Below are 11,298 nucleotides of genomic sequence, written 5' to 3'. Positions count from 1 at the left end.
AAGCGACCGAGAGCTGACCGGTCTGAGCGTCCACTTGCACCACTTCGGGCAGGACTGCCTCGACCTCCTGTGCAACAACGCCGATCTGGCGCGTGCCGTCCATCGTGAAGCGCACGCCGCGCAAGGCGCAGACCAGTGCCAGTGCGTCGGCAATGGTTGCGACCTCGGATTTTAACCGTGCGTCGGATGAGGAGACGAAGTTCGGGGCCGTGACGACGCCGGTGAAAGTTGCGCCGGACAGCGCGGCTTTTGCCGCGATCGCCACGTCATAGTCCGCCGCGGACTTGGTCGCTATGCTCCCGAGGCCAAGGTTTGTCCGCGCCACGGCCGTGTTCGCGAGCCCTGCCAGGTTGCTCGCCGCATCCAAGAGCGCGTCCCAGCCCGTGTTGGTGGCGTTCCTGCGCCTGAGCACTGGCGGTGAGACTGAGGTGTCGACCCAAAGCATGCCCGCGACGGCGGCACTCGGGGCCGAGGCCCCAGCACTGGTCGATTGCAGGGCCGCGATTACCTCATTGATCCGCGCCCGAACCGCGGCCCCGGCGTCATTAGCAATGACAAAGCTAGATGTCTGCACTTAGGCCACCTCATCGGCGTAAAGCCGCAGTTGTGAGACGATCGGCGTATAAGACGCGTCCTTCGTCGTTAGATGCGCCCGCGCTTCCACTGCGCGGGCTTCGATTTCATGGTTATCGAGACGGCCCCAGGGGCCCCAGTTCGGCGAAGCTGCCGGATCGTCATCGGTCTCGCGGATTTCAAAAAGGACATCGATTTCGGCACCAGCTGATCCGTCAAAATCCGCCCAGGTGTCCATGAGCGCGGTGCGCGCATCGATCCGGTCATTGAGCGCGAGCGCCGCCACGCCAATCTCCGAGCGCAGGCGCACGCGTGTTACCGCGCCAAGATCAAGCCCGGCCGCAAAGCCATACTCCCCCTCCATCGCCGTCACTTGCGTCACGCCATTTGCGGTTTCTGTAGCAAGCGTTAGGTTTGACCCTGTCACCTGCAGGTTGGTTTTTGAGCCAACAAAACCAGGATCAGCTTGCAAGAAGTCCAAGGTCGAGAAGGCTAGCACCTGCGCGCCCTTGGTCGAAACACGGGTTTCCGGGCCCGCACGGCCGCCGCTGTCTTCAGCCCGCACCAGATAGGTCCCGGGTTTTAGAGGCACGACAGCGATGGCCTCACCGCCCGAGACCCTGTCCATCGAATAGCTGTCGGCCCAAGTGGCCGTCGCTTCTTTAGAATGGCGGATCACGATGTTGCCGCCTACACGGACATCGGGATCCACCGACCGCGTCCATTTGAGGATCGCAAGGCCGCCCGCTGTTTGCAGTGTGACGTGTTCGAGCGGCGCGGGTGGCGCGGTCAGGCCAAGAATTTCGGCTGTGCTCGTCTGCCAGCTTGAAGAGACACCCAAAACCGAGATCGCCTTGACACGGAAGGCCCAAGCCCCCGGCGCGATGTCGCGGATGTCCAAGCTCACGCCGTCGGTGCGGCCATAGTCGACCCAGTCGGCACCATCTTCCGGCTTTGCCTGAAGCTGATACGCCGCGACAAATCCTGAAGGTGCGGCCTCCCAGCTGATCTTGGCCAGAACCTTCAGCCCGCCCCCGTCCCGCGTGACATAGAGATTTTCCGTGACCCGCGGTGCACCGGGCGCCGGGATGTCATAAGCATTGGGCAGTGCCGTTCGTGGGGCAGCTGCGTAGATCTGCTGCTCGGACGCCGACCAGTCATAGACGAGAGGCGAGGTTTCCCGCAGGACCAGTTCCGGCAGCAACAATGCCCCATCGCCCGAGGCGGTCAGGTCAAGGCTCACCCCATGCACCTCGAAGGGTTTGGCGGCAAAGCCCCACCGGGCGTAGGAGAGCGTCACCACATCCCCGACGGTGGCCGCCCAGGCGGAAAGCTTGCCCGACAGCCGCACCGTCATTTGTCGACGTGCGCGTTCCAGCTCGATCTTGGCCAGCCGCTGCGCCATGGCGGCAGAGATCGTGAAGGGCAGTGAGATATCGCGCCATTTCCGTTCACCACCATCCTCGGCGAGATAGACATCGCTCGCATAGGCCGGGAAGTCATCCGGCTGCCAATCGTTTTCGGGGCTGACAAATTGACCGCGTACGCCGTTGAAGTTCGAGGACATCGTCACGCGCGTGGCCAAGGTCAGCCCACCTTCGCGCACATGCTCCGAGGTGAGCGTCACATCAGGCGCGCGCCATGCCCCTGCATGGATGCGCCAGGACCCGCCCGAGAAGGCGCAGCGCCCGGCGAAGGATGAGAGCATCCCCTCGATGATCGTCTTCGGAGCTTCAGAGAGCGTGATCACCCCGTTGCAGGCGTAGCGCGGCTCAGACCCGCCGCCTGCAAGGGGAACGATCTCGTCGCAGATGTTCGCGGCCTCGACCAAGGACATTTCATCGATCCCGTCGGGCTGACCGATACGCGCGCCAATGCCCCAGGTCGGGTTGGCCATATAGTCGGCAAGACAAAGCGCGGGGTTTTCGGAATACCCCGCGGTTTGGGTCCGCGGGTCCCAGATGTCGTCCTTGCCCTCGAGATCCACCGTGATGTTCGGGATCCCACCCGGGAAGGCGTCCTGATCGTAGGTGAGGCGCAGCCGGATCGCGGCACAGCCCCGAAGCCGATGGCTCTCGGTCCACTTGTCCGGCAGCGCTGCCTTGAGGCCCGCGAAAGCGGTCTGGTTGGCGGCGCCGAGTTTCTTTTCGACGACAACCTTTCCGGCCCAGCGGCACTGCGCGATCCCAGCGGCACTCACCGCCACTTCGCCTTCGAAATAGATGGCCCCAATCGATTTGACCCGATGCGTGGCCAGCACGATGACCAGATCGAGGAATTTATTGTCTGATCCCGAGGAATGCAGGAAGACGATGACGCCGCCTTTGCGGGTGCGGCCATAGACAAGGTCGCGCGGCACCACGGGCTCGCGGATCGTCACCGTCCGCGGCTGCATCGTGGTCTGCGGCTTTGGCATCAGGGCCTGCGCCGCGTAGGACAGCAGAAGCGTGCCGCCGATCCGCAGAAGTGCCGCACCAATTCCGCCTGCAGCCAATACGCCGCTGATCGCCCCCGCGATCGCGGTGACGGCTGTCACGATGAAAGGCATGGATTGGGTCCGCGTTCAGATGGGCCAGGAAAGTCGGCAAGAGGTCAGTGGAACGGTCACGAGGCCTTTAGGGGCCATGCCAACTGCCGAGGCCCCGTTGCATATGCCGAAGCCAAGACCGGTGTCGGCCAGAACGATGTCGCCGCGCCCAGCAAGAAGGACAGACGGGCGTGGTTCGCCCAAAAGGGAGCGCCCCATTTCTTCGAGCGAGGCCCAGCCCAGACGGCGCATCACACGTTCGCCGCCGAGCGCGGTGGTGTAGCGCCCGCGCCAGAGGGCCGCGACATCCTCACCGCCAGTCAGGATCATGCGCGTCTCGAAGGCAAATGTCGGGCAGTCATGAATGCCCCAGACGAAGGGCTTTGCCCGTGCGGTATCGATCGCCGATGCAAGCAGGCGTTCCCAGTGGTCAACGCGGGGGAGCATCATCCGCGCCCCCAGGTGATTTCGCGGTCCTGGATCGCGGTCACATATTCGAAGCCAAGGTCGCCCGGGAACAGCACCTGCTGGCTTTCGTGCGTGTAGCGCCAGGTCCGCGCCACGGCCAGGTCAATGAGACGGCTCTCGTAGCTTATGGTGATCGTGCAGGTGTCCGCGTCATCCTTGATTTCTGGCACATCGAGCCGGCCCGAGAAGGCCTGAACCGGATCGGCGATGATGCTGCCATTCTCGGCCAGAAGCCCCAGCCAGATCCGGCCCGGCAGCCCCTGACGCGCTTCATCGATTGCCATCTGCACAAGGTCCAGCGGCACGCCGGAAAGCGATACAGCCGTGCCGCCTGCCACCACCTCCCCGGTCTCGTCTATGCCTCCAAGGCCTAAGAGCGATCCAGCCCCAGCCCAGCTTTGACCGTTCCAGCTAACCTCTCCCAGTCCCGACCAGATACGCACCCAGCCGGTCGCAAACTGGCCCTCGAAGAAGATGACCGGACGGAGGCTTTGATCGGCCAGCGCGGTGGCAAAGGCGACGGTGAGATCACGACTCATTAGAGGGCCTCGCTGGTTAAAGGGCTTCGCGGGCGGAGATCGTGAAGCGATGCTGATCCGCCCGGCTGATGACCGAGGGGACCGGGGCCGTCAGGCGCAATAGAACAGACGGGGTCTCAAGGCCGAGCAGCGTGCCGACCGGCACGGAAGCCCGAAGCGGCGGCACGAGGGTGAGCGTCGCCTCGCTGCCCACGGGCACCACATCCGCCGTTAGCTGATAAAGCCGTGTGGTGGCATCCGAACCCAGTTGGAAGAAATCCCCCGCGCGAAGGCCAAGTCCCCAACCAGCCGTGCGCAAGGTGGAGGCTCCCGCAGCTTGCACCTCGGTCACGTAAGGATTGCCCGCCGCCACCGGCACTTCGATCGAGGGATCGGGGAAGAGGAACCGGCCGCGCACTCCACCAAGGGCGGTGAAGAAGGCCGAAAGCCGCCGAGCATTAGCCCCTTGGGTCACCGCCATCTCGATCTGGTATTCCCACCACGACGCACCCCAATCTTGGATCTGGGACGTGCCGGTAAAGGGCGAGCGTGCCTCGGCCACAGACGTAATCAGCCTCCGCTCGAGGGAGGACACGAGCGTCAGCGGCAAGACAGGAATGGCCATCTCAGATCACCTGACCCCGGCGTCGGCCATCGGCCACGCTTTCCTTGGCGATGCGGGCGATCTCTGGGATCGCCGCGCGAAGGCGTGCGTCGATCTGCTCAGCCACGCTCATCTGCGCACCGCGCGCGTCGATGTTCACGGTGACGCCCGCGCCAGCGCTGACTCGGCCGTAGCTCGCCGCCTCGCGGCGGTTCAGCACCCGTTCCCCGCGTTGCAGGATCGTCGGGACTTCGTCGGGGCGGAGACCTGCCCAACCGCCGGAATGCATCCGGGGCGCCGCTGCGAAAGCCAGCGCTGGTAGCGAGCGACTGTGGCCTGACAGCCCGACGATGCCACCCGCATGCGAGACGGCCGCTGCAACGGACCCGCCGCCAAAGATGCCGGAGAGCGCCGAGGCGATGGGCCCCAGCACCGCACGCTTGAAGGACAGAACTGCAAGGTCCGCCAGGATCGAGCGAACGAGGCCCTTGAAGTCGAACTTGCCGGTCTCGACGAAGCTTCGGAACGCGCTTTCAGCACCACTGTAGGCGCTGGTTAGGGTTTCACCGAGACCCTTGCCCCAGTTCAGCGCATCCGTGGCATAGGCTTGAAGAGATTCTGAGACTGCACGCCAACCGGTGGCGATCCGATCCCCGGCGCTGCCCGCAGCCCCTCCCGCGCGCCCCACGGCATCCGACAGTCGATCTGCTGATCCAGTCGCCTCATCCAGCGCCGCTGCGCCCTCTTCGCCGGTGCCTGCAACGGCGTCACGCAGCGCGCCCCACGAGGTGAGCGGTGCCGTCGCGCCATTGGCGAGATCGGTTGCCGCCTGACGGTAGGTGTTCGCAGTGGCCAGCGCCTCGGCGGCGATTGCGTCGAGCCCAAGGTCAGGGGCCGTGAGCGGGTTGTCCTCGAAGGCTCGGCGAAACGCCTCCGCCGCAGCCGTTCCCGCATCTGCGGAAGCACCCGCGAAGGGGTTCGGGATATCGCCGAGGCTGATCTCGCCGATCTGACCGAAGGTGGTCTCGATGCCGACTGCGGCAAGCGCATCGCGGATGCGTCCCGTGAAGGCGTCGATCCTGCGGATCGCGCCGTTCAGCATGGCCTCGATCCCATCGAGCATGCGGTTGGCGGCCGAGAAGACCAGATCACCGATCACATCCGGCAAGCGCGACCAGATCTCGCGCACGGCCAAAAGCGCACCCTCAAATGTGTTGGCGGTAGTGTTGCCAAAAGCCACGACACTCTCGATGGCGCCGGACATACCACTCGCGGCATCAGCCTTCAGATCGTAGAACATAGCCGTGGCCGCAGCCCCAGCGCTTGATGCCCCCATCTTGATCCGGTCCCAGACCTCGACCGCGACGTCTTTCAAGAGGCCCATAGCCGCGCCAAAGCCGCCTGCGCTGGAGGCCAACCGGGCGAACCAGTAGACCAGTTCGCCTGCGCCGACGATCAACGCGCCAATGCCGGTGCGGATGAGCGCGCCCTTTAGGAACACCAGGGTGGTGGCCAAACCCCGCACCGACAGTGCCGCGACAGCCATCGCGGCAACCCAGCGACCAGCAAGGAAGGTGGTGAAGGTGCCTGCGTAAATCGCGAGCCGATCAAGGTTGGCCAGCACCGTTTCAAAGGCCCTGCTGATCGGGCTGGTGCTGGACGCAAGGGCGACAAACGCATTGGCCACTGCCTCCAGCGACGGGGCGAGCGCCACGGCAATCCGGTTGCGGACCCCAGCGAAGACCTGACCGATGCTGACCAGCGCGAGTTCCGACCGGCGCATGGCGGCGATGGCATCAGCGTCGAGCACCGCGCCAAGCGCCCGTGCCTGCGCCCCGAGCCTCGTCATTTCCGCCCCGCCGTTTTGCAGCAGCGGGATCAGCCGCGTGGCGTCCGAGGCCATGGCCTCGAGATAGAAGGTCATCTCTTGTTGGCTGACACCTGCGCGCTCCAGGCTGTCGACGTAGAGTTGCAGGGCTTCCGGCCCCGAGAGCCGGGCGAACTGATCGGCCGTCACCCCCACCCTTGGCGCGATGTTCTCGAAGAAATCCGCCATAGGACCGCCGCCCGTCTGCAGGAAGTCGCCGACGCGGTCGTTCACGTCCTTCAGGATATCGGCGAGCTTTTCCTGCTCGATCCCCACCGTGGCCGAAGCCGCTGACCAGCGCTGGAACACTTCCGGATTGGCATTCGCCACCAGGGAGAGCTGGCCGTTCTCATTAGCGGCAGCAACGGTCGAGCGGGTCATCGCGACAACAGCAGCAGCGAGCGCCGTGGCGGCAGCAGTCGCCGCAATCCGGGCCCGGCGCGCGAATGCCGCCATCCGCGCGTTTGCCTGGTCTAGTTCGCGGCTGAGGCGCCCCATGCCGCGCGACCCGGCTGCACCGACGCCTTCCAACTCGGCGCGCACTTGGCGTCCACCAGTCGCGGAGAGGCGGACAGAGACACGTTTTTCAACCATGATGGTGTTTGACCTCTTCGTTTGCCTTGCGCACCATCACCGCCTCGATGGGCGGCAGCAGTTCTGCGATGATAAGGGGCTGGAGCCCAAGTGCCGTCCCAAGTTGCAGGGCTGTGCCCATGTCCCAGCCCAAGACCGCTCCTCCGCTCATCCCGCCGGCAACGCGCACCTGTCCGCCGAGGCGCTGAACCAGATCCCAGATCTGCCATCCCTCAAGTGTGCATGGCGCATGAAGGGCTCTGGGGCATTCCGCGCAAGCATGGGCGCTCTCCTCGTAGGAGCACGCCGCGCAATAGTCACCGCCCCCGCCGAACTCCCAGTCGGCGAGAGCGGTCAGCCGTTTTTTTCCGCGTCCAGAATGAGCGCGCCTGCGATGTATTTGGTCTGAAATGCCTCGAAGATCGGCCAGATCTCCAGCAGTGCGTCGATGCCCTCGGGCGTCAGCGGCAGAGGTTTTCCATCTTCGTCGCCCACGCCTTCCCAATCCTTGACGACGATGCGCGCGACGGCCTTGGCCACGATGCGGGCGAGGTCATCGTTAGTAGCGCTGCTATCAGCATCACCGGCTGCCGCAACGATCGTCGGATCGCTCCGCGCGGCCAACATAATAGCGGTGGTCAGGGGCTCTACCATCAGGCGGACGCCATGGCCAAGGTCAAGCCAGCGCAGTTCTGTGGACAGATTTAATCGCAGCATCAGTAATCCTCGCGGGTGTTTGTGAGTGTGACGGTGCACATCCGGCCCACCACCGGATCGCTCGCCGCCTGCCAATCAAAAGTCGCCTGCACACCTTGTGGGCCTGAGATCTCGATCCGGGGGCGCGGCAGGTAAACCGCATGGGCCGTAATGGTCAGGCTTTCGCCCGTGGTGAGCGTGTAGGAGAACTCCAACTCGCAGGCCTCGCCGTTGATCGCCTGTGTCACCAGCGTCTGGTCAGCGAAACGCACGACAACATTGCCGGTCAGTGCAGCAATCGACGGGTCTGCACCGTCGATCTTCCCATCTGGGCGGATGGTTTCGATGCGATCGAGGTTGTTGGCATAGGTCAGGTCAGCGGACACGACATTTCCGATGTTTGATCCGTTCCGCGTGATCGCTCCGTTGAAATGCCCGAAGCGTTTCAGCGCGATATTGGCGGGTGTCCCTACCGCACTGGTCGTGGCAATGGCCTCGCCCTGTGCCACGATGCTGGCTGTTGCCGTCAGCAGCCCGGAGCGCGCCATCTGCCAGTTCAGGCTGTCCACCATGCAGCCGGAATACATGGCATAGCGCGGTACCTCGGGCATGCCGGTCTCGACCGAGAGCGACGGCAGCGCCCAGTTTCCGGAGGGGAACTCATGGGTATAGGGCGCTTCCGCGCCAGTGGTCGTGGGCGCGCCAAAAGCAGCCTTCAGCCAGAAGCCAAACGCCTCGGCATCGATGGGGATCACCACATCGCCATCCGCCGTCACCGCATCCTTGATCGGCGCCTGCGGATCGCGGCCGTAGCCCAAGAGTTCTGAGGTCTGCAGCGGTTGCTCGGCTCCCAGCGTCGTGCTGGCAAAGGGCATCTTGGTGTAGCCGCTCACAGGCGGCGTGCCATAGGTCGTTTCGAACGCCAGCGCCATCTGCGCCCGCGCCCCTTGGGCTCGTGCCATGGTGTTTCTCCTTGAATTGGTCTGCTCAGCCCAGCGCGTCACTGGCCGCGTAGTGAAGGGTGATCGGAATGATCCCGGCTTTCAGAGAGGCGGCCCCCTCAACCGGAAGATCGACAGGTTCAGCAGCCTCCGGCTCGACCCAATCGCATAGACCCCGCAAAGTCCGGTCTGCGGCGATCACAGCGGCGACCTGAGCGACAAGCGCATCGAAAAGGGCGTCCCTATCCGTTGCTGATTGCACGATCATCTCGAGTTCAGCGCGATGCTGGAAATGGTAGGTCAGCGGTGACAACGTCACGCCTGGCTCTCCCGGGGTGCCGTCGCGCAGGATCATGAGACCTGCGGGTGGGATGCGTTCCGGTAGAACTTCTCCGCGCAGAATAGGCACATGCGGGATCGTCCTAAGCAGGTCCGCCAGGGCGGTCAGGATGGTTTCGCGGGTTGTGGGCATTGTTGAGTTCTGCCTTGTTGACCTTTAGATTTAGCGGAAACTCGCAAAAGGGCGGGAACGCGATGACTCGAAAGCCAAGCCACGGTTGGAGTACTGCTCAACAAGGCGGATATCGGAACGGCAGTACGGTTCGGACTGTCTATAAGAAACCGCCGCCGGTTGATCAGGCGCTAACGGTTCTCCAAGCGGCGGGCTACGGATACGATGTGAACGCGCTCTGTCAGAACCCAAAATGCCTGAAGAAAACAAAGCACAGTGCTGCAAATCTGGCTGCAAACTATGCCAAGCTTCTGAACCTAACGCTGGAGCAGATAGGCGCCCAAACCCCATGCAAGCACTGCAATTCCGAAAAGAGCTTGCTGCTCTTCTATTCTAAGCCGTGATTGACGATCGTGGCTTCTTCGCCTCCATCCAATTCGCCAAAATCAGCCCCGGTATCGCTGCCTCCGCGCGCTTAGCGTCCCGCGCCAGATTGAGCCGTTTGGCGAGTTTCACCTGCGGCACCAGGAGGAAAATCGGCACCGTGCTCCGCCCACGGCCCGTTTTGGACCGAGACGCCACGCCCAGCCCACGGCTGTTCAGCCGCCCATCTGCCACCAGCAAGCTTGGCCCCCTGCGCCGATAGACAAACCGCAGACGCAGTCCGCGCCGCCGCTCCCATGCGTCTGGCGTGAGCGCCTTACCGCGCGCGCCCTTACCGGCCGCGGGCGTGGGGATGGCCAGCCAGAACCCGTCCTTCGATCGGATCAAGGTTCCGGTGTCATGCGCCCCAATGATCTGGGGTGCATTCGACCAGACCAGCGCCGCCGCTTTTAGGCTTTCGCCAGATTTTGGGTAGGTTTTGCTCCGGATTGAATTCGCGAGGCGTCGGCCCAGGCCAGCCCGCGTGACCTGTGCGCGCCAGTCTGACTTTAGGTTGCTCCCAGCCACCTTCATGGCTTTGGTCACGGCCTTTTCACCAGCAAGGATCTCGGCTTGCATGGAAGCGACGATATCGCCTGCGATTGAGAGGTCGAGTTTCACGCGGGCGTTGCCTCGATTGTCCAAATCAAGCGCTCACGATCACGGATCGGCTCGCCCTGGATCAGGAAGGTTTCCTCGCCGAAAAGGACCTGCTCATCGGGCCGGGGTGCGGGGAGTTCGGAGACACGCACATCAAAGCGCAGTATCTCTGAGACCAGACGCGCGGCCCCGAATGTGGTCACATCATCATTGCGGCGCATGATGACGCGGATGCGGGTGAACTGCCCCTCGCAGTCGCGATGCCAGGCCTCTTGGGCGAGGTTTGGATCGGCGAAGAGCAGATCGAGGGCCCCGGCAAATGCCGTCATTGCTTTCGTGCCTCAGTTCGAGCTGAAGAGCCGGATGGCCAGCCGCGGGCGCTTGTTCACCGGCAGGATCGAGGCCTCGGTCATGAGATCGATCCAGCGGCCCTTGTTGTCCATCATTTGCCGCGCGTAGAGCGGTAGGCCGACAGTATTGGCGGTCTCTAGCAAATTGGCCGGGCCGCCATAGGTGGTGAAGGTGTCGAAGGTCCCAAGAGGGAAAGCGATGCCTTCGCCTGCGGGGATCAAGCGCTCTGTTGCCCCATTCGAGAGCGTGACTGAGCCGTTGTATTCCTCAAAGAGAATACCGGCGAAGGGGAAAGCGCGGCGCATGTCCTCGCGCAGGGGCTGGCCGCCGGTCGCCGAGAAGAACTTGTAGGCTTCTTCGGTCTTGGGGTGGCTGATCAGCTTATCAAAAAACTCCGAGCTCACCAGCGCATGGGCTGTCGTCATGGTTTCGCCGAGAAGGCTGTCCTCGATCCCGCGCAGGACGGTTCGGACCTTGCCCTGCACATTCGTTCCAGCGGTACCGAAGACGAAGTCGACTGAGATCTTTTCCAGACCAAACTCGCTAAAATAATCATAGAGTGTGGTGCCCGCGCCGTCCTTCACGATGCCGCGCAGCGCATTCATCTCCATATATTCGCGGGTCTGAGCATGCTTGCGGCGCATGAGCGTTAGCTTGCGGTTCATCACTTCGACTAGCGGGTCAGCTGCATCCGAGACGCCTAACG

General features: G+C 63.5%; 13 protein-coding genes. All 13 read right to left on the bottom strand.

The window, feature by feature from the left end:
• A partial coding sequence (locus PM04_RS18030; protein ID WP_161785924.1) for a tail fiber domain-containing protein occupies positions 1-574 on the bottom strand: 574 nt, incomplete at its 3' end.
• Entirely contained in the window at positions 575-3,121 is a 2,547-nt protein-coding gene (locus tag PM04_RS16815) for a phage tail protein (protein ID WP_038009035.1), read from the bottom strand.
• A gap of 15 nt (positions 3,122-3,136) precedes the next feature.
• Positions 3,137-3,550, bottom strand: coding sequence for a hypothetical protein (locus PM04_RS16810; protein WP_038009033.1), 414 nt, complete (start codon positions 3,548-3,550; stop codon positions 3,137-3,139).
• Positions 3,547-4,107, bottom strand: coding sequence for a hypothetical protein (locus PM04_RS16805; RefSeq protein ID WP_038009031.1), 561 nt, complete (start codon positions 4,105-4,107; stop codon positions 3,547-3,549). Before PM04_RS16805 ends, PM04_RS16810 begins: the two co-directional genes overlap by 4 nt.
• Before the next feature lie 16 nt (positions 4,108-4,123).
• The gene (locus PM04_RS16800) at positions 4,124-4,711 is read right to left on the bottom strand and encodes a hypothetical protein (RefSeq protein WP_038009030.1); all 588 of its coding nucleotides are present in this window, start codon (positions 4,709-4,711) and stop codon (positions 4,124-4,126) included.
• Between the two features lies 1 nt (position 4,712).
• Positions 4,713-7,151, bottom strand: coding sequence for a phage tail tape measure C-terminal domain-containing protein (locus tag PM04_RS16795; protein ID WP_038009028.1), 2,439 nt, complete (start codon positions 7,149-7,151; stop codon positions 4,713-4,715).
• Positions 7,144-7,302: a hypothetical protein gene (locus tag PM04_RS18125; protein ID WP_200880380.1), complete on the bottom strand. Its 159-nt coding sequence runs from the start codon at positions 7,300-7,302 to the stop codon at positions 7,144-7,146. Before PM04_RS18125 ends, PM04_RS16795 begins: the two co-directional genes overlap by 8 nt.
• A gap of 182 nt (positions 7,303-7,484) precedes the next feature.
• Complete coding sequence (locus PM04_RS16790) at positions 7,485-7,847, bottom strand: hypothetical protein (RefSeq protein WP_038009025.1); 363 nt, start codon at positions 7,845-7,847, stop codon at positions 7,485-7,487.
• Positions 7,847-8,788, bottom strand: a complete 942-nt coding sequence (locus tag PM04_RS16785) for a phage tail tube protein (protein ID WP_038009024.1) — start codon at positions 8,786-8,788, stop codon at positions 7,847-7,849. The genes PM04_RS16790 and PM04_RS16785 overlap by 1 nt, the downstream gene beginning before the upstream one ends.
• Before the next feature lie 25 nt (positions 8,789-8,813).
• The gene (locus tag PM04_RS16780) at positions 8,814-9,239 is read right to left on the bottom strand and encodes a hypothetical protein (protein ID WP_038009022.1); all 426 of its coding nucleotides are present in this window, start codon (positions 9,237-9,239) and stop codon (positions 8,814-8,816) included.
• 372 nt (positions 9,240-9,611) lie between these two features.
• Entirely contained in the window at positions 9,612-10,262 is a 651-nt protein-coding gene (locus PM04_RS16770) for a DUF6441 family protein (protein WP_038009017.1), read from the bottom strand.
• A complete protein-coding gene (locus PM04_RS16765) occupies positions 10,259-10,570 on the bottom strand; it encodes a hypothetical protein (protein ID WP_038009016.1) in 312 nt (103 codons plus the stop codon). The genes PM04_RS16770 and PM04_RS16765 overlap by 4 nt, the downstream gene beginning before the upstream one ends.
• Before the next feature lie 12 nt (positions 10,571-10,582).
• A partial coding sequence (locus tag PM04_RS16760) for a major capsid protein (RefSeq protein WP_038009014.1) occupies positions 10,583-11,298 on the bottom strand: 716 nt, incomplete at its 5' end.

Origin of the sequence: Thalassobacter sp. 16PALIMAR09 (genome assembly GCF_000765485.1) — a bacterium.
Taxonomy (GTDB): Bacteria; Pseudomonadota; Alphaproteobacteria; order Rhodobacterales; family Rhodobacteraceae; genus Thalassobacter; species Thalassobacter stenotrophicus.
This window is presented reverse-complemented; position numbering and strand designations above follow the sequence as displayed.